The organism is Nonomuraea diastatica (assembly GCF_004349015.1).
In the GTDB taxonomy this organism is placed as follows: domain Bacteria; phylum Actinomycetota; class Actinomycetes; order Streptosporangiales; family Streptosporangiaceae; genus Nonomuraea; species Nonomuraea diastatica.
The window spans coordinates 25,673-44,729 of record NZ_SMKP01000014.1 but is presented as its reverse complement, the minus strand read 5'-3'; the positions used below and the strand labels follow the sequence as shown (position 1 = coordinate 44,729).

10 protein-coding genes are annotated in these 19,057 nt (G+C 71.9%); 4 read left to right on the top strand and 6 right to left on the bottom strand.

The window, feature by feature from the left end:
- Positions 1-47 precede the first annotated feature (47 nt).
- On the top strand, positions 48-2,549 hold the full coding sequence (locus E1294_RS07160) for a CHAT domain-containing protein (RefSeq protein ID WP_132506008.1): 2,502 nt from the start codon (positions 48-50) through the stop codon (positions 2,547-2,549).
- A gap of 180 nt (positions 2,550-2,729) precedes the next feature.
- On the opposite strand, the gene E1294_RS07155 is transcribed toward E1294_RS07160, so the two are convergent.
- From E1294_RS07155 to E1294_RS55575, 4 genes are all read right to left on the bottom strand, one after another.
- Entirely contained in the window at positions 2,730-3,551 is an 822-nt protein-coding gene (locus E1294_RS07155; protein WP_132506006.1) for a sulfurtransferase, read from the bottom strand.
- A complete protein-coding gene (locus tag E1294_RS07150; protein ID WP_246082864.1) occupies positions 3,548-4,654 on the bottom strand; it encodes an alkaline phosphatase family protein in 1,107 nt (368 codons plus the stop codon). Before E1294_RS07150 ends, E1294_RS07155 begins: the two co-directional genes overlap by 4 nt.
- A gap of 546 nt (positions 4,655-5,200) precedes the next feature.
- Positions 5,201-5,791, bottom strand: a complete 591-nt coding sequence (locus E1294_RS07145; RefSeq protein WP_132506002.1) for a DUF5998 family protein — start codon at positions 5,789-5,791, stop codon at positions 5,201-5,203.
- 114 nt (positions 5,792-5,905) lie between these two features.
- The gene (locus E1294_RS55575; RefSeq protein ID WP_246082863.1) at positions 5,906-8,839 is read right to left on the bottom strand and encodes a bifunctional acetate--CoA ligase family protein/GNAT family N-acetyltransferase; all 2,934 of its coding nucleotides are present in this window, start codon (positions 8,837-8,839) and stop codon (positions 5,906-5,908) included.
- A 169-nt stretch (positions 8,840-9,008) separates the two neighbouring features.
- Here E1294_RS55575 and E1294_RS07135 point away from each other — a divergent pair, with 169 nt between their 5' ends.
- Positions 9,009-9,902: a carbohydrate kinase family protein gene (locus E1294_RS07135; protein WP_132506000.1), complete on the top strand. Its 894-nt coding sequence runs from the start codon at positions 9,009-9,011 to the stop codon at positions 9,900-9,902.
- Between the two features lie 301 nt (positions 9,903-10,203).
- Positions 10,204-12,891 (top strand): ABC transporter substrate-binding protein, encoded by a 2,688-nt coding sequence (locus tag E1294_RS07130; RefSeq protein WP_132505998.1) that lies wholly within the window; start codon positions 10,204-10,206, stop codon positions 12,889-12,891.
- Positions 12,892-12,918: 27 nt separating this feature from the next.
- On the opposite strand, the gene E1294_RS07125 is transcribed toward E1294_RS07130, so the two are convergent.
- Together E1294_RS07125 and E1294_RS07120 are read right to left on the bottom strand one after the other, a co-directional pair.
- Positions 12,919-15,036: a RecQ family ATP-dependent DNA helicase gene (locus tag E1294_RS07125; RefSeq protein WP_246082862.1), complete on the bottom strand. Its 2,118-nt coding sequence runs from the start codon at positions 15,034-15,036 to the stop codon at positions 12,919-12,921.
- A gap of 117 nt (positions 15,037-15,153) precedes the next feature.
- Complete coding sequence (locus tag E1294_RS07120; RefSeq protein WP_132505996.1) at positions 15,154-15,975, bottom strand: TauD/TfdA dioxygenase family protein; 822 nt, start codon at positions 15,973-15,975, stop codon at positions 15,154-15,156.
- A gap of 493 nt (positions 15,976-16,468) precedes the next feature.
- Between E1294_RS07120 and E1294_RS07115 the strand changes: the two genes are divergently transcribed.
- Entirely contained in the window at positions 16,469-18,964 is a 2,496-nt protein-coding gene (locus tag E1294_RS07115; protein WP_132505994.1) for a DNA gyrase/topoisomerase IV subunit A, read from the top strand.
- The last annotated feature ends 93 nt before the right edge of the window (positions 18,965-19,057 follow it).

Here is a 19,057-nt window from a genome sequence, read left to right as displayed (position 1 = left end):
CCGGCGGGGGAGCCGTGCCCCCGCCCGGCGCCAGACCAAGGCCTGCCATGAGTGCATACCCGGACTCATCAGGCGACCTCGATCCGCTCGTCAGGGCGGCCGAGGCCGCGATGCTGCGTTCCCTGGTGGATCCCGGCCACGCCATGCGCGCGGGCCGCCTCGTGCTGGCGGCTGCCCGCCGCGTCGGCTCCGCCGAGGCCGCGGTCATGTCACTGCGGGCGATGGCGCTGGCCGCCCGCGAGCTCGGCGACCTGGAAGCGGCCGAGCAGCACCTCCGGGAGGCCCTCGGCACCCCCGGCGCGCCGCAGGAGCGGCTCGCGCAGGTGCGGCTCTCCCTCGTCACCGTGCGCACCGAACGCGGGCATCCCCTGCAGGCGCTGCGCGTGGCCGCCCTGGCCTGGGCCTATCTGCGCCCGCTCGACCGCGCCAAACTCGACACCCAGCGCGCGGTCGCCCTGGCCCACCTCGGCCGCCACCAGGAGGCCATCGCCTCCTGCGACCGTGCGCTGCGTGCCCTGGTGACCGCGCCCGGCACCATCGACGACCGCAGGTTCCTGGCGGGCGGCCTGCTCAACCGCGGTCTCATCCACTCCTACCGCGGCGACTGGGACGCCGCGATGCGCGACCTGACCGCGTGCCTGGAGATCGCCCGGCACGCCGGGCTGCTGCACCTGTCCCGCCTGTCCGCCGCGAACCTGCCGTTCCTCGCGGTACGCCGGGGCGACATCGCCGGGGCGTTCAAGCACTACCGGGATGCCGAGGACACCCTGTTCGGCTTCCCCGAGCGGCTGGCCACGATGCGGGCGGACTTCGCCGGCGCGCTGCTGGCCGCCCACCTGCCCGGGGAAGCCAGGGCGATGCTGAGCCTGGCCGTACCCGACCTGGAGGCGTCGGGCGCCCAGGTGGCGCTGGCCGAGGCGCGGCTGAAACTGGCCCAGGTGGAGCTGCTCACCGGCGACCCGCACCAGGCCAGGCAGGTGGCCGAGCAGGCCGCCGCCGAGCTGGCCGCCCAGGAGCGGATCCGCTGGTTGCCGCTGGCGCAGGAGGTCGTGCTGCGTTCCCGGCTCGCGCTCGAACCCGTCACCCCCGCCCTCGTCGGCGAGCTGATCGCGTGCGCGGACGAGCTGGAGAACGGCTTCGCCCCGCAGGCAGGGGCGGCACTGCGGCTGGTGGCGGCCGAGGCGGCACTCGCCGTGGACGACCACCCGATCGCCTCCGCGCAGCTCGCCCGGCTCACCCGGCACGCCGAACGGGGCGAACGATGGGTCCCGGCCGGCACCCGGCTCACCCCGCTGGGCTCGGAGCCGCAGGCCAGGCGGCTCGCCTCGCAGATCCCCGGACCGGTGCGCCAGCACGCGCTCGCGCTCGAAGCCGCGCTGCAGGAGGACAACACCGGCGCCTTCCGCGCCGTCCAGGACGGGTTGTCGGAGGTCAGCGAGCAGGTCGAGACGTTCGACGATCCGTCGCTGCGCGCCCACGCGGCCAGAGCCGGGGAACGGCTGGCGGCCTTCGGGCTGGGGCTGGCGGTGCGCGACGGAGGCGTCGAGGAGGTGTTCGAGTGGAGCGAGCGGTGGCGGGCCGTCACCGCTCCCGCGCACGCCGGCTCGCCCGCCGACGCCGAGCGGGTACGGGCGGAGCTGGGAGCGGGGACCCTGGTGGAGTTCGTGGCCCACGAGGAGTCGCTGCTGGCCGTACTGATCTGCGAGCGACGGATGTTGCTGCGGCGGCTGGCCGACGTGCGGCAGGTCAAGGAGGCGATCGTCCGGCTGCGTTACTCGCTGCGCCGCCAGGCCGGCCCCGGCGACGTCGAAGCCGCTGCGGTCGACGTCGAACGGCTGGTGCTGCAGCCGCTCCTCGCCGAGCTGGGCAACGGGCCGCTCGTGGTGGTGCCCGTGGGCGCGCTGCACACGCTGCCCTGGGGCGCGCTGCCCAACCTGCGGGAGCGCCCGGTGAGCGTGACCGCCAGCGCGGCCGCCTGGGTACGCGCGCTCGATCGTGTACGCCGCGACGGGCCCCCGGTGGTCGTGGCCGCGGCCGGGCCCGCGCTGGCGCACGCGCACGCCGAAGTGGCGCACGTCCTGGCCTGCCACCCAGGGGGACGCGAGTCGCCCGCGCGCACGGCGGACGTCCTGAAGGCGCTCGAAGTCGCGGACGTGCTCCACCTGGCGGCGCACGGGGTGTTCCACGCGCGCAGCCCGCTGGTGTCCGGGATCACGCTGGAGGACGGGCCGCTCATGGCGTACGACCTGCTGGAGGTGCCCCGGTCGGCGGGGCTCGTGGTGCTCTCCGCGTGCAACTCGGGGATGTCACGGGCACCCGTGGACGGAGCACCGCTCGGTCTGCCAGGGGCGTTCCTGGCCAAAGGGTCGTCGTGCGTGGTGGCGGGGCTCGTACCGGTGCGGGACGAGGCGGCCCGGGCCATCATGGGGGTGTTTCACGAGCTCGTGGCGGCGGGCCGGCCACCGGACGCGGCGCTGGCGTGCGCCGCGGCCAAGACGGGCGAGCACGCCTTCGTCTGCTTCGGCGCGGGCGACCGGGCGCTGTACTGACGGCGCACCGGACACCTGCGCCCCCACGGCGACGTGCTGCTCAGCGCGGCGGCCTCGTACCGGCCCCAGTGCGGCTGCGTAGGCGTGCGGCCCCTCGCGCGGCGGCCTTTGTGCTGGCGCGGTTGGTGGTTGCCCGCGGTGAGGTGCCGCCGCGCATACATCGCGTTCGTCCTGGGGTGGTCAGCCGGTCGCCACGGGTCGTGACGGGTCGGCGACCCAGCCGGACCAGGAGCCGACGTACAGCGCGGCCGTGGGCAGGCCCGCCACCTCCAGCGCCAGCACCTCATGGGCGGCCGTCACGCCGGACCCGCAGTAGGCGCCGGCCTCCACCCCTTCGCTGATCCCGAGACCGGCGAAGCGGGCCCGCAGCGTGTCTGGGGCGAGGAACCGGCCGTCGGGCCCGACGTTCCCGGTCGTGGGCGCGTTGACGGCTCCGGGGATGTGACCCGCCACGGGATCGACCGGCTCTGCCTCGCCCCGGTAGCGCTCAGCGGTCCGGGCGTCCAGCAGCACGCCCTCCGCGGCCAGCGCGGCCGCCTCGTCGGCCGTCAGCATCGGCATCCCGCCCGGCCGCGCGGTGAAGTCGCCATGGCCGAGGGGGTCCGGAGCCTCCTTCGTGGTGGGCAGCCCGGCTCCGGCCCACGCGGCGAGCCCGCCGTCGAGCACGCGGGCGTCCTGATGGCCGAAATAGCGCAGCGCCCACCAGGCCCTGGCCGCCACCGTGGAACCCACGTCGTCATAGACCGCGACCGGCCGGTGGTCCGACACGCCGAGGCGGCGCATGGCGTCCTGGAACGCGCCGGGCTCCGGCAGCGGGTGCCGGCCGCCGTCGCCGGGAGACCCGGCGAGGTCGGTGTCGAGGTCGCAGTAGACGGCGCCCGGGATGTGCCCTTCGCGGTAGAGCTCCGCCCCCGGCGGGCCACCGAGCCGCCAGCGGACGTCGAGCACCGTCACGCCGTCGAGCGCGGCGAGATCGGCGGGTGTGATGAGCGGGCTCGTCACGTGCGTACCTCCAGGAGCGGGACATTCTGCTCGGCCGCCGTCAGCGAACCGTGGTAGCCGGTGAAGATCGCCTCGACCGGATGGTTCGTGGGAGCGGTGATGGCCAGGTCGGTATAGGGGACGGCCACGACGTCGCCGATGCGCTCCAGCCACGCGTCACGCACGCGGGGCCCGAACCAGCCCGACTCGACCGCCTCCTCCCTGGAGGCTACCCAGGCCTTCCCCTCGAAGATCTCGCGCCACGCCTCCAGCACCTGATCGCCCGCGCCCGGCCTGGCATAGACGTGCCTGGCCCTGGCCTCGCCGCCGAGCAGCGCCACCCCCTGCGTCAGCTCGGGGACGCTCTCGGCATCGACCTTCTCGCCGACGTTGACCATGCCGTGGTCGGCGGTGACGTAGAAGGCGGACCCGGGCGGCAGCCCTTCGGCGATCCGCTGGGCCATGCCGTCGACCACGCCGAGGTGCCGCAGCCACTCCTCGCTACCCCAGCCCGTCATGTGGCCGGCCGCGTCGAGATCCCCGTAATAGACGGTGATGTGAGCGGGGCGCCGCCGCATCGCCTCGTGCACACGGGCGATGCGCTCGTCGGCGGTCTCGGCGGCCGCGTAGCGCACACCACGGTAGACGGCCCTGGTCAGCCCCGTGCCCTCGAACTCCGCGGGCGCGACATAGACGGAGTCGATGCCAGCCAGAGTGGCGCGCTCGTAGACGGTCTCGGCGGGCTGCCACTCGTCCGGGTCCATCGCCTGGCCGCCGGGCAGCGTCCAGCGCAGGCAGTTGAACAGGTGCCCGGTGCCCGGCACGGCCAGCATCAACCCGAGCATGCCGTGCTCGCCCGGCGTCAGGCCCGTGCCCAGCGAGCACAGGCTCGTCACGGTCGTGGCGGGGAAACCCGCGGTGAGCGTCCTGCTCCGCAGGCCGGCCAGGAACGGGGCGGCGTCGGAGTGGGCGCGCAGCAACTCGGCTCCCAGACCGTCCACCACGAACAGGCAGACGCGCTCGGCGGGCTCTATGGCGAGCGTGTTGGGCGCGCGCATCCCCAACGCGGCCAGCAACGAATCCGGCAGATCCGTCAGCGCGCCGCCGCCATACCCGGGCACCATGCGCATAGCCTAGCCGCCGCTCCGGCGTCGGGCTTCTGCCGGTTCAGGAGGTGGCCTTCAGCTGTTACGGCAAGGCCGGCTTGCCCGCACGCGCCGACGCCGGTCTCCGTCCGTCATGGCCGGTCGTGAAGGCTCACGGAGTGCTCGCCGTTACGAGCGTCTTCTGGGCCGTGTTCTTCGCCGAATCGTCGGCCGGTGCGACTGCCGGCCGGTGCGCTGGTCCGCCGGTGCCCCCATCGGCCGTGTTCTCCGGGTGGCCGGCGCCGCATGCTCTGTCATGTCCAGGCCCGTCGGTTTCCCGTCGGCCGTGTGCTCATGACGGTCGTCGGCGGCCTGCAGCCGGTGTCCAGGTCTGCCGGTTCCTCTGTCAGCCCTGTGCTCACCCGTGACAGTCGTCGCTTGCCCTGCAGGCCGGGTGTCCCCCGGCACGGTGCCGCCCCTTGTGGGCGTGTTCTTGGGGGATGTTCAGCCGGATTCTGGGGGTGTGGGGTGGATGGGCGGGGGCGCCGGCGTCGAGGGTGAGGGCCGGTGCGGGGCCGGGAGAAGTCAGGTGGTGGCGTGGGCGGTGGCTTCGGAGAGGGACTTCGCGAACGCCAGGACGTGGTTGACCGCCTCAGGGCCGTCGGCCGCCTCACTGACCCGGAGCGAGAGGTCGTCGGCGGTGATGGCGCCGGTGTAGCCGTGGTCGGCCTCGCAGTTTTCGTCGCCGCACGTGGCCGGCTCCAGGTCGACGTGGGAGATGGCGCCCCAGCCGATCGTGAGGGTCACTTCCGTGGGCGGGACACCGGGCGCGTAGGAGGCGGGGTCGGGCACCACGCGGGTGACGGCGACCGACTGGACGCGGCTCAGGCGCACGGCCTCCGTGGTGGTGGAGGCGTGGGACGCGGAGACGCCCTCCACCGCCGGGTGCTCGTCGGTGTGGCAGACCAGCAGCCGCGTCGTCGTCAGCACCAGGACCGTGACGTGCCTGCGCACCTCCATAGCGGGATCGAAGGTCGCCTCGTGGTGCACCACGAACGCGGTCACGACCTCCTTGCCCAGCGCGGATTCGACCGCGTCGGTGACGAGGTCGGGATAATAGCCGCTGCGCTCGATCGCTTCGCGCAGGCCCGCGGCAGAGACTCGGGTTTCCCTCATGGGTCCATCCTGCCAGGACCGGGCAGTGCACTCACCCACCGGATATAACGCTCTATAACGGTCTGTATACAGGCAACATTGAGCACTTTGTTCGCTGCATTCGCTCAAGGCGAATCAGGAGAGCCGGCGCGGGCCACCGTCCAGACGCGGGCCCGCCGGCGTGCGCAGGGTGGCGCGGGCGCCGAGGATCATGACGTCCGTCTCCCCCACGAGCACCTGGTCGAGGTCCAGCCGGGCAAGCTCCGGCAGGTCGCCGGCCAGACGGCCGACGCGTACGAGCAGATCTTCCAGGGCGTCGACGGCCACGGGCGGGTAGCCGTACTCGCCGAACAGGAGCGGAGCCGCGCGTACGGAGCGCACCAGGGCGGCGGCGTCCTCGCCGGTCAGCGGGGCCAGGCGGAAACCCTGGTCCTGCAGCAGCCGGGCGGTCACCTCGCCCAGCCCGAACGACACGACCGGCCCGAACGCGGGGTCCTCGATGACGCCCACGACGGTCGGCACGGCGGGCTGCGGAGCCATACGCTGGACCGCGAGCTGCGCTCCTTCGCCCAGTTGCACGGCGAACTCCGTGTAGGCGTTGCGGACCATCTCCGGGCCCGTCAACCCCAGGCGCACCGTCCCGGCCCTGCGTGAGGCGCCCGGGTCGGCGACCTTGACCACCACGGGCCAGCCCAGGCGCTCGGCCGCCGCCACCGCCTCGTCAGCAGAACACACCATCTCGGCCGGCCACACGGTCAGGCCGTAGCAGGACAGCAGTTCGGTGGGGTCGATCTCGACCGGCGGCCCCGGCTCGGCGAACGCACCCGACGAGCCGAGCCGCCCTGCGTCCAGCCCCCCGCCCGGCGTCCCGGACGATGTCCCGGACGACGTGGCGGCCGTCTCGCTCGGTGACTCACCGGCCGACGCGACTGCCACCTCACCAGGCGACCCACCGGACGACGCGGTGACCGCCTCACCCGACGGCCCGGTGGTCGCCGTACCGGGTGATCCATCAGGTGACGCGGTGACCGCCTCTCCCTGCGAAGGATCAGTGGTCCTCTCACCCGGTGCCGTGGCGGTGCCCGCGGCCGCAGCCGTGGCCGCGTCTCCAGGAGTGGCGGCGGCCAGGGTGGTGTGGGCCAGGGATCGGGCGCGGGTGGTGTCGATGTCGCCGAGTTCCGGTGGCGGCACCGCCGGGTGCGCCCGCCACCTCGCGTACCGCACCACGTGCGCCAGCGCCCTCACCGCCTCCTCGGGCGCCGCGTATGAGGGGATGGAGCACCTCCCGGGCGTCGCGGAGCCGGTCTCGACGCGCAGCGCCGGGTGCATGCCGAGATGGCCGTGGAACGTGGTCACCACCGGCTTGGCGACGTCCTTGGAGACGCGCAGCAACTCGGCGGCCACGTCGTCGGACGCGCCCGGGATGGGCGGCATGTGGATCACGACGGCGGCGTCAACGTCGGGGGAGGACAACTCGCCGGCGAGCGCCGTACCGAACTCCGAGGGACCCGCGGCGGGACCGAGGTTGACCGGCGGGCGCGGCTCGAGGCCCGCGGCGAGGCAGGCGTCGGCGGCGAGCAGGCCGAGCGCGTCGGAGTTGGTCACGAGCGCGATCCTGGGCCCGGCGGGCAGCGGCTGGTACGCCAGCACCTGCCCCACGTCGAACAGCTGGATGAGATCGTCGACCCTGATCAGCCCCGCCTGCTCGAACAGGGAGCTGATCGCCGAGTCGGGCAGCCCGAGCTCTTCCGCCGAGTGACCCGCGGGGGTGCCGCCGCTCTTGACCACCACGATGGGCTTGCGGCGGGCGATGCGCCGGGCCAGCCGGGTGAACTTGCGCGGATTGCCGAGCGACTCCAGGTAGAGCAGGATCACATCGGTGGAGTCGTCTTCCTCCCAATACTGCAGCAGGTCGTTGCCGGACACGTCGGCCCGGTTGCCCGCGGAGACGAACGACGAGATGCCCATGCCACGCTGCGCCACCCGCTGGAGCAGCGCGGTGCCGAGCGCGCCCGACTGGCTGAAGAAGCCCACCTTGCCCCGGCCGGGCACGGTGGGGGCGAGGGTGGCGTTGAGCTTGACGGCCGGGTCGGTGTTGGCGATGCCGAGGCAGTTGGGGCCGACGACGCGCAGGCCGTGGGAGCGGGCGATCCGGGCGAGTTCGTCCTGCATGGCCCGGCCCCGCGCGCCCGTCTCGCCGAACCCCGACGACACCACGACCAGCCCGTGCACGCCCTTCTCCGCGCACTCCTCGACCACGTCGATCACGCTCTCGGCCGGCACGGCGACCACGGCCAGGTCGACCTCGTCGTCGATCGCCGTCACGCTCGGGTAGGCGCGTACGCCGTGCACCGCCCGCATCTCGCGGTGCACGGGATAGACGGGGCCGGTGAAGCCGGCGGCCAGCAGGTTGCGCAGGACGCTCTGGCCGACGCCTCCGGGCTCCCGCGAGGCGCCGATGACCGCGACGGAGCCGGGGGTGAGCAGCCGGGCGATCGACCTGGCCTCGGCGCGGTGCTCGCGGGCGGCCGTCACCTCGGCTGAGGTGTCGGTGGGGGTGAGGTCGAGCGTCATGCGTACGACGCCATCGGCGAACTGGCTCTGGGCCGTGTAGCCCGCCTGCCGCAGCAGGCCCGTCATCCGCATGTTGGCGGGCAGGACGTCGGCGACGAAGCGTTCGATGCCGCGCTCGCGGGCCGTGGCCGCCAGGTGCTCCAGGAGCACGGAGGCCACTCCTCTGCCCTGGTGCGCGTCCTCGACGAGGAAGGCGACCTCGGCCTCGCCTGGGCCGGTGCGGTCGTAGCGGATCACGGCGACCATCTCGTCGCCGAGGGTGGCGATCAGCGCGACCCTGTTGGCGTAGTCGACGTTCGTGAAGCGTGCGACTTCCTTGTCGGACAACCGCGGCCGAGGCCCGAAGAAGCGGAAATAGATCGACTCGTCGGACAGACGGGAGTAGAAGGAACGGAGACGATCGGCGTCGGCGGGCCTGATCGGCCTGACGTGCGCGGTGCCGCCGTCGGCCAGGACGACATCCGCCTCCCAGTGAGCCGGATACTGTTCCTCCACAATCCTGAGCGTAAACCCGCATCCCACATGCCAAGACCCGGGGCCCCCGTTGGGCAACGCTTGTGCATCGACTGCTGCCCTGTGTGATGGGTCCGTCCCACGAGCAGCCCGGAAGCTGTTAGTTTTGCCGTGGCCAGGCTCGTTCCGAAGGCAGCAAGGTGGTGACATCATGACGCGGGTCGTCGTGGTGGGCGATCTCATGACCGACGCGGTCGCGCGCGCCCGTTATGCGCTCGCCAGGGCGAGCGACACCCCGGCGATCGTGACCATGCACGGCGGTGGCTCGGGGGCGAATATCGCCTCGTGGCTGGCCGTCGAGGGCGCGGAGGTGGCCTACATCGGCCGCAGGGGCGCCGACATCACGGGGCGAAACCGCGACATGGAGCTGATGGGCTACGGCGTCGACGCCCGGCTCGTCATGGACCCTGAGCGGCCCACCGGCACCTGCGTGGTGCTCGTGACGCACAAGGGCGAGCGCACCATGCTGTCCGACCCTGGCGCCAACGCGGCGCTGTCGCCGGAAGATTTGCCGCGCGATCTGTTCGGCCAGGGCACCCATCTGCACCTCTCCGGCTACACGCTGATCAACGAGGGTTCGCGCGACGCCGGTCTCGCGGCGCTCGACATGGCCAGGCGCACCGGTATGTCGATCTCGGTCGACTGTGCCTCGTCCGCGCCGCTGGAGCGCACGGGCGCCGAGCCGTTCCTCGAGTGGACCAACGGCGCCAAGCTGCTGTTCGCCAACATCGACCAGGCCAAGGTCCTGACGGGCCGCGACGAGCCCGAGGCCGCCGCCAAGGTGCTGACCGCGTGGTTCCCGCAGGTCGTGATCAAGATGAGCGCCGAGGGCGCGCTGTGGTATTCCAACGGCCGCCCCGATCCGGTCCGGGTCGCCGCCGAGCCGGTCGACAAGATCGTCGACGGCACCGGTGCGGGTGACGCGTTCTCCGCCGGGTTCCTGCCGCCGTGGCTCGAAGGCAAGCCGCCGGCGGAGGCGCTGGCGTCGGGTTGCCGCCTGGCGGCCAAGGCCATCATGCACCTGGGCGCGCGTCCCCCGTTCTAGTGCCCCTCCGGCGCGTTCACCCCGCATGTCCAGTCGCTTGTGCCGGATGCGCAGATGTGACCTCAGGGTCATCGTCGGCACACGTGACAGGCTCCGCACGTCGCCATCACGACCTGCCTCCGGACAGCTGCGTCCGGGCGGACCACCAGCGTGATGCGAGGAATCACGCACCACGTGGCATGCGCTGATCACCGGGCGAAGGTCGCCTGACGCGGTGCCGGCGAGTCGGCGGTTCCCGCTCCAGGCGCCCTTCCGGCACTATGGTGAGCGATGAGAAATCATCGGGATATAAGGGAGTCGGATGGGCGTCGTGCGTCCGTTACGGCCGGGTGATCCGCCGTCGGTCGGCTCGTACAAGATCACCGGGTTCCTCGGCGAGGGCGGTCAGGGCAGCGTCTATCTCGGCGTCTCTTCCTCCGGCGAGCAGGTCGCCATCAAGCTGCTGCACGCCAGGTTCGCCGACGACGAGCAGGCCGTGCGCCGGTTCCGCCGCGAGGCGGAGGCGGCGCGGCGGGTGGCGGCGTTCTGCACCGCCAGGGTGCTCGAGGTCGGCACCATGAACGACCAGCCCTACATCGTAGGTGAATACGTCGAAGGCCCCTCTCTGCAACACCAGGTCACCAGGGAAGGGCCGATCCAGGGACCGGCGCTGGTGCGGATGGCGATCACGACGGCCACGGCGCTGGCCGCCATCCACGAGGCCGGGGTGGTGCACCGCGACTTCAAGCCGAGCAACGTGCTGCTCGGTCGCGACGGGCCCCGGGTGATCGACTTCGGCATCGCGCGGGCGCTCGACATCAGCCAGAGCATGACCAGCGGGATCGTGGGGACGCCCGCGTTCATGGCGCCCGAGCAGTTCCTCGGGGACGCCTCCCCCGCCAGCGACGTGTTCGCGTGGGCGGGGACGATGGTGTTCGCGGCCACGGGGCGGGGGACGTTCGGGTCCGGGCCGATGCCGGTGGTGATCCACCGCATCCTCAATCTCGATCCCGATCTGTCGGGCGTCCCTGACGAGCTCATGCCGCTGTTGCGGGCGGCGCTGGCCAAGGACCACCGGCAGCGGCCGAACGCCCGGCAGCTGATCCAGGATCTCATTCGCGCAGGCACGGCGCCTCCCGTCGCCGTGCGGCCGGACCCGGTTCCCTTACCCCCGCAGGCGGACGGCGCGACCCGTCCGTACGACGCCCGCTACCCGCGGAGCGGGGCCGTGACGCCGCCGGCTCCGGAGGCGACCGCCGGTTCCATCCGCCGCAGGAACGTGCTGATCTCGGCAGGCGCCGTGGCCGCCGCGCTGGTCGTGGGGTTCGCCGGCTGGCTGGTCTGGCAGGCGACGCCGCCGTCGGCGGACAACACGGCGGTGGGTTCCACGCCCGTCTCCTCACCCGTGAAAGGCTTCGGGGCGGCGGTGGCCTCGGTCGCGAACCCGTCCACGAAGAAGGGCGGGACCCTGAACGTGGCCTTCTCGTCTCTCCTCGACTCCACCGATCCGGGCAACATGTACATGCCCGACTCGCTCAACCTGGTCAGGTTGTACGGGCGGTCGCTGACGATGTTCAAGCCGGCGCCGGGGGGCGCCGGGGCGCAGATCGTACCGGACTTGGCCGAATCACCGGGTGTGCCCAGCGACGGCGGCAAGACCTGGACCTACAAGCTCCGCCAGGGTGTGAAATATCAGGACGGGACGGCGATCACCGCGCGGGACGTCAAATACGCCGTCCTGCGCAGCATGGACTCCGGCTTCGTCCGTGGATCGAGCCTGTTCGATCTCGCGCTCGATCTCCCCTCCGGCTACCAGGGTCCCTACCGGTCGCCCGATGTGAACACGGACTCGGCCATCGAGACGCCCGACGACCGTACGATCGTGTTCCATCTCAAGCGGCCGGCTGCCGCGTTCGACCACACCGTCCAGCTCCCGGAGACCATCCCCGTGCCGGAGGCCAAGGACACGAAGGAGCGCTACGCGGAGAACGTCGTGTCCTCGGGCCCCTACCGGTTTCAGAGCGTGGACGATCGCAGGATCGTCCTGGTGCGCAACGACCACTGGGGCGCCGATCCCCACCGGACGGCGCTCCCCGACGGCTACGTGATCGAGTTCGATGTCGGCGCGGAGGACGCCACCCAGCGCCTGCGGGCGGGCACCATCGACTACGGACCGGCGGTGGCGGCGAACGCCGTCGGAGCGGTGCTCGGCGATCCGGCGCTCAAGGCGCGGGCCGACGCCCCCGTCACCGCCTCCGTCCAGCTCCTGGCGATCAACCCGCAGGTGCCGCCGTTCGACGACGTCGAGTGCCGCCGGGCGGTCGTCCGCGCTCTGGACCTGAGCGCCCTGGCCCGCGTCTACGGCGCCACCGGGACGCCGACGTCACTGCTGCCGCCCACGATCGCGGGCCGCCGCCACACCGATCCGAACCTCACGCCGGCCGGCGACCCGGAGGCCGCCAGGGAGTCGTTGCGGGCGTGTGGGCGTCCGTCGGGCTTCACCGCGACCTACCTCTACCGGGACCTGTCCCCCATCGAGACCAGCGCGGCGGAGGCCGTCCGGGCCGCGCTTGCCAAGGTCGGCATCGACCTCACCCTCGAGCGCAAATCGCTCTCGGACTTCTACCAGAAGTACGGCGGCAGCCCCGCGTACCTCAAAAAGGAGAAGGTCGGCCTGATCGCCAAGGCCTGGAGCCCTGACTGGCCCGACCCCGGCGCGTTCCTGCCGTTGATCGCGGACAGCAGGGAGATCAACGAGAAGGAATATTCGCTCAATGTCAGCGTGCGCGTCAAGGAGATCGACACGCTCATCGACCAGGCCAGGACGGAACTCGACCCTGCCCGCCGGGCCGGCCTGTGGACGCAGGTGGAGCAGCGGCTCGCCGAGGAGGCCGTGCTCGTGCCACTGGCCTGGCGCTCCCCTTTGCTGCTGCGCGGAGCCAGGGCCGCCAACGTCCATGTCAGCCCTGTCTACGGCAACTACGACCTGGTCACGATGAGTCTCACCTGACCGGCTGTGCCGGTCAGGACGTGCCGGTCAAGACGTGGTGGCCAGGGCGAGGGGGAGCACGGCGGGCGCCCCGGCGTGGCGCACCATGGCCGCGCCCAGGGTCATCGTCCACCCCGTGTCAACGCGGTCGTCGATGAGCAGGACCGGGCCGCCGCACTGCGCGATCGCGGCGCCCACGTCCTTCGGCATGGCGAGCGTGCCCCTGATCGCCTGCACCCGTTTGGCGCTGTTGAACTGCTGCCCGGGCGAGCCCGCGCGGTAGCCCAGCTCCCCCAGATAGGACAGCCGCCCGACCTGGGCCAGCCGTTCGGCGAACGTGCGCACCAGCTTGGGCCGCGTCGCGGACGGCACGCTGACCACGGCCACCGGGCGCTCGCGCCAGTCCCACGCGGACAACACCTTCACCACGGCCGCGAACATGTCGTCGGCCATCGGCCCGTCGCCGGCGTTGAACAGTTCGCGCAGCCGGTTGCCCCACCCGATGTCGGTCAGGCGCCCCAGCGCCCTGCCGGGCTCGGCGCCCAGGCCGGGCTTGATCCGGCCGGACAGGTCGGACAGCCCGGTGGGCCACTGCCTGCGGGCCTCGATCTCGACGCCGGGCCTGCTGAGGCGCTCGCGGGCGCCCTCGACGGCCTGCGCGCCGATCTCCGTCGAGCGGTGCGTGCCGGTGCAGTTGTCGCAGCGGCCACACGGCGTGGCGGTCTCGTCGTCGAGGTGCCCGCGCAGGAACCGCTCACGGCACTCGGAGGTGGTCAGGTAGCTGAGCATGGCGTCCTGCTCGGCCTTGCGCTCCGCGGCGATGCGGGCGTAACGCTCGGCGTCGTAGGCCCACGGTTGCCCGGTGGCCTCCCAGCCGCCCTTGACCCGGCGGGCCGCGCCGTCGACGTCGAGGACCTTGAGCATCATCTCCAGCCGGCCGCGGCTCAGGTCGACGGCCGTTTCGAGCGCAGGGGTGGACATGACGCCGCGCTCCTCGAGGGTCTGGAGCGTGGTGCGTACGACGGGCTCGGGCGGGAAGGCCAGCGACGCGAAATAGGCCCAGATGTCGCGGTCTTCCGTGCCGGGCAGCAGGATGACCTCGGCCCGTTCGACGCCGCGCCCGGCCCGGCCGACCTGCTGGTAGTAGGCGACGGGCGACTGCGGCGCCCCCACGTGCACCACGAACCCGAGATCGGGTTTGTCGAACCCCATCCCGAGCGCGCTCGTCGCCACCAGCGCCTTGATCTGGTTGCCGAGCAGCGCCTCCTCGGCCGCCAGCCGCTCGGCCGGTTCGGTCTGGCCGGAGTAGGCGGCCACCTCGAGCCCCTGCTCGCGCAGGTAGCCGGCGATCTCGTGGGCGGCGGCCACGGTGAGGGTGTAGACGATGCCGGAGCCGGGCAGCTCGCGCAGCGTCTGGGCGAGCCAGGCCAGACGCTGCTCGGCGGACGGCAGGCGGACCACGCTCAGGTGCAGGCTCTCGCGTTCCAGCGGCCCGCGCAGGACGAGCGTGTCGTCGCCGCCCTCGGGCCGGAGCTCGGGGGGAAGGCGCAGTTGCTCGGCCACGTCGCGGGTGACGCGGGCGTTGGCGGTGGCGGTGGTGGCGAGCACGGGGATGCCCGGCGGCAGGTCGCCGAACAACGTCGCCAGCCTGCGGTAGTCGGGCCTGAAGTCGTGGCCCCAGTCGGAGATGCAGTGGGCCTCGTCGACCACGACCAGCCCGGCGCTCTCGGCCAGCTCGGGCAGGACGTTGTCGCGGAAGTCGGGGTTGTTGAGCCGCTCGGGACTGACCAGCAGCACGTCGACCATGCCGTCGGCGACCTGGCCGTAGATCTCCTCCCACGCCTCGGGGTTCGCGGAGTTGATCGTGACGGCGCTGATGCCGGCCCGCTCGGCGGCGGCGATCTGGTTGCGCATGAGGGCCAGCAGCGGGGAGACGATGACGGTGGGACCCTCGCCGAGCTCGCGCAGGAGCGCGGTGGCCACGAAATAGACGGCCGACTTGCCCCAGCCGGTGCGCTGCACGACGAGCACCCTGCGGCGGTCGATCACGAGCGCCTCTATGGCGGCCCACTGGTCGTCGCGGAGCACGGCGTGCTCGCCCGCCAGCGCCCGCAGCCGCGTCTCGGCCTCTTCCCTTAGCATCCCGGCATCGGGGGCGTCAATCATGCCTCCCTTGTTACCAGCTCCCGCGGGCGCCGTGGTGACCGAGGCCCGCAAAACCAGCATCTTTTACGGCATGCGCGGGCTGGTGCCATGAGCGACGACCGTGTCAGGCCGTGAGTGCTACGCGTCGGCGTGCTCGGGGAAGGCGTTGATGGTGACGCGGTGCATCCGGCGGCGTTCGGTGTAGTCGGCGACCGCGTAGTGCTGGGTGGGGCGGTTGTCCCAGAAGGCCAGCGTCCCTGGCCGCCACCGCAGCCGGAGCTGGAACTCGGGCGAGCGGATGTGGTCGATCAGGAAGGGCAGGAGCGCCTCGTTCTCCCGGTCGCTCAGCCCCACCAAGCGGGTCGTCGACGCGCGGTTGACGAAGAGGGCCTTGCGGCCGGTCTCGGCATGCACGCGGACGACCGGGCGTTCGATCGGCGGCCACTTCGCCTGGATCTCGGCCAGGTCGAACGGGTGCCCCTTCGAGATGGCCTTCTTCATCGACATCGTGATGTCGTGCACGGCGGTCAGCTCGTCACACAACCGCTGCAGCGACGGCGAGAGCGTCTCATAGGCCAGGTAGGTGTTGGCCCAGCACGTGTCGCCGCCCACGCTGGGCAGCTGGACGCAGCGCAGCAGCGAGCCCATCGGCGGGGTGGGCTCGAAGGTGTTGTCGCTGTGCCACTCGTCGCCGCCTTCCCCCTTGGGCGAGGTCTGGTCGAGCACGTGGATGGGGCTGTCGGCGTCCTTCTTGAAGGCGGGGTGGTTGAGCGAGCCGAAGTTGAGGGCGAACTGCAGGTGCTGCTCGTCGTCGATGTTCTGGTCGCGGAAGAACAGGACGAGGTGCTTGAGCCAGCCCTCGCGCAGGGTCGCGACCTCTTCCGGTGAGAGCGGCTTGCGCAGATCGACCCCGGTGACCTCGGCGCCGATGTGCTTCGTCACGGGATGAAACTCGATCATGACGCCTCCGAAGACGACGGGACCCTCGTGTCCGGAACGTAACACCCAAGCAATTGCTTGGTCAAGAACCATCGGCCATCGAACATGTTTACGAGAAGTGGCGCGGATCGCGTATCATCTTGACGCCGGAGACGCGCACACCGCACACTCCCCGGCAACCAGATCATCACCGAGGAGGCATGTTGACGGCAGCGGCCCTCGCCCGCGCGGCCCCGCCGGGAGCCTGCGACGGCATGAGCAACGCCATGGATACGTCACAGCGCGCCTGGCTCGTGCCATCATCTCCAAGGACGAAAACGTCACACCCGCACCGGTCTCGTGCCCGCACGCGCCTTCGGCCGCCATCGCGCCGCGACCGGGAGAGCTTACGTCGACGCCCCACCCGTCGACCTGACGCCGCTCTGCCAGGCTGACGGTTACGGTTACCGCACAAGGACAGAAGGAGGATGCGCTTCCCCTCGGCGCGACGACCGAGGCAGCCGCGCAGCACAAGATGGCCCGACGCACGACTGCACCCCCACCTGAGGACTTCGAGGAGCGGATCGTCGACATCGACGTCTCCTCCGAGATGCGCACGAGCTACCTCGAATACGCCTACTCGGTGATCTACCAGCGCGCCCTGCCTGACGCCCGTGACGGCCTCAAGCCGGTGCAGCGGCGCATCCTCTACTCGATGAGCGAGATGGGCCTGCGCCCCGAGCGCGGCCACGTCAAGTCCTCGCGCGTCGTCGGCGACGTCATGGGCAAGCTGCACCCCCACGGCGACAGCGCCATCTACGACGCGCTCGTCCGGCTGTCGCAGCCGTTCTCCATGCGCCTGCCGCTCGTCGACGGCCACGGAAACTTCGGCTCCCCCGACGACTCGCCCGCCGCCATGCGTTACACCGAGGCCAGGCTGGCCCCGGCGGCGATGCTCATGGTCGAGTCGCTCGACGAGGACACCGTCGACTTCAAGCCCAACTACGACGGCCAGGAGACCGAGCCCACGGTCATGCCGTCGGCGTTCCCCAACCTGCTGGTCAACGGCACGAGCGGCATCGCGGTCGGCATGGCCACCAACATGGCCCCGCACAACCTCACCGAGGTCGTGGCCGCCGCCCGCCACCTGATCAAGAAGCCCGAGGCGACGCTCGACGAGCTGATGAAGTTCGTGCCGGGCCCCGACCTGCCGACCGGCGGCTCGATCATCGGGCTGCAGGGCGTGCGCGACGCGTACGAAACGGGGCGTGGCACGTTCCGCATGCGAGCCACCTGCGCGGTCGAGCAGATCACCCCGCGCCGCAAGGGCATCGTCGTCACCGAGCTCCCCTACAACGTCGGCCCCGAGCGTGTGGTCACCAAGATCAAGGAACTGGTGACCAGCAAGAAGCTGCAGGGCATCGCCGACCTCAAAGACCTCACCGACCGGCACAAGGGCCTGCGCCTGGTCGTCGAGATCAAGAACGGGTTCATCCCCGAGGCCGTGCTGGAGGAGCTCTACCGGCTGACGCCGATGGAGGAGACCTTCGGCATCAACAACGTCGCCCTGGTCGACGGCGAGCCGCGCACGCTAGGGCTGCGCGAGATGCTCCAGGTCTATGTCGACCACCGGCTCGAGGTCGTGCGTCGCAGGTCGGAGTTCCGGCGCCGTAAGCGCGAGGAGCGCCTGCACCTGGTCGACGGCCTCATCATCGCGCTGCTCAACATCGACGAGGTCATCCAGGTCATCCGTTCCTCCGACGACTCGGCCCAGGCGCGCACCCGCCTGATGGACGTGTTCGAGCTGTCCGAGATCCAGGCCGCCTACATCCTCGACACGCCGCTGCGCCGGCTGACCAAATTCGACAAGCTGGAGCTCGACCGCGAGAAGCAGACGCTCAGCGACGAGATCGCCGCGCTGACCGAGATCCTCTCCTCGCCGGCCAAGCTCCGCCAGGTGGTCTCGGGCGAGCTGGCCGACGTGGCCAAGCGATACGGCACGCCGCGCCGGACCGTCCTGCTGGAGGCGCCGGGCGTCGCCCGCACCCCGATCCAGTCGCTCCAGGTGGCCGACGACCCGTGCCTGGCGCTGCTGTCCTCGACCGGCCTGCTGGCCCGCACCTCCGACGCCTCGCCGCTGGCGGGCGAGGGCGAACGCACCGCGCACGACGTGCTCGTCGCCGTCGTCCGCACGTCCGTACGCGGCGAGGTGGGCGTGGTGACGTCACACGGCCGGCTGATCCGTGTCCAGGTCGTCGACCTGCCGACGCTGCCACCCTCGGCCAACCCGCCGTCGTTGTCGGGCGGCCATCCCGTCTCCGAATACGTCTCACTCGAACCCGACGAGAAGGTCGTCGGCCTCGGCTCCCTCGACCCCGACAGCCCCGGCCTGGCCCTGGGCACGGCGCAGGGCGTAATCAAACGGGTGGTGCCCGACTACCCGGCCAACCGCGACGACTTCGAGGTCATCACCTTGAAAGAAGGCGACCGCGTGGTGGGCGCCGTCGAGCTGGTGTCGGAGAGCCACGACCTGGTGTTCATCTCCTCCGACGCCCAGCTCCTGCGCTACTCCGCCGCGCTGGTGCGCCCGCAGGGGCGTCCCGCGGGGGGCGTGGCGGGCATCCGCCTCGACGGTGACGCGCGGGTGATCTGGTTCGGCGCCGTCGACCCCGAGCGTCCCGGCCATGTGGTCACGATCGCCGGCTCCTCCACGGCGCTGCCCGGCACACAGGTGGGCGGCGGCAAGGTGTCCGACTACGCGGAGTTCCCGGCCAAGGGGCGGGCCACGGGCGGCGTCCGGGCTCAGCGGTTCCTGAAGGGCGAGGACGAACTCCTGCTGGCCTGGGCCGGACCGGCTCCGGCCAAGGCGGTCTCCACGGTGGGCAAGCCGGTGCCGCTGCCGGAGGAGTTCGGCAGGCGGGACGGCTCGGGCGTCCGCCTCACCCACACGATCGGCGCCATCGGCGGCGCCATCGCCGCCGATCCTGCCGCCCTGCCCTCCGCCGACGGCGAGACACCCCTGGAGGAGTGACCGACGCGCGGCCCCGCACGTTCACCGGCTCCGCGCGTGACGGGGGAGGTGCCCCAGCACCGGCGGCTCCGCACGTCACGGCGGCGCTGACGA

Excerpts from the sequence above, each read along its gene's own strand:
- E1294_RS07160 (WP_132506008.1), top strand. The coding sequence starts at position 48 with ATGAGTGCATACCCGGACTCATCAGGCGACCTCGATCCGCTCGTCAGG.
- E1294_RS07150 (WP_246082864.1), bottom strand. The coding sequence starts at position 4,654 with ATGGTGCCCGGGTATGGCGGCGGCGCGCTGACGGATCTGCCGGATTCG.
- E1294_RS07145 (WP_132506002.1), bottom strand. The coding sequence starts at position 5,791 with ATGAGGGAAACCCGAGTCTCTGCCGCGGGCCTGCGCGAAGCGATCGAG.
- E1294_RS07135 (WP_132506000.1), top strand. The coding sequence starts at position 9,009 with ATGACGCGGGTCGTCGTGGTGGGCGATCTCATGACCGACGCGGTCGCG.
- E1294_RS07130 (WP_132505998.1), top strand. The coding sequence starts at position 10,204 with ATGGGCGTCGTGCGTCCGTTACGGCCGGGTGATCCGCCGTCGGTCGGC.
- E1294_RS07125 (WP_246082862.1), bottom strand. The coding sequence starts at position 15,036 with ATGATTGACGCCCCCGATGCCGGGATGCTAAGGGAAGAGGCCGAGACG.
- E1294_RS07120 (WP_132505996.1), bottom strand. The coding sequence starts at position 15,975 with ATGATCGAGTTTCATCCCGTGACGAAGCACATCGGCGCCGAGGTCACC.
- E1294_RS07115 (WP_132505994.1), top strand. The coding sequence starts at position 16,469 with ATGGCCCGACGCACGACTGCACCCCCACCTGAGGACTTCGAGGAGCGG.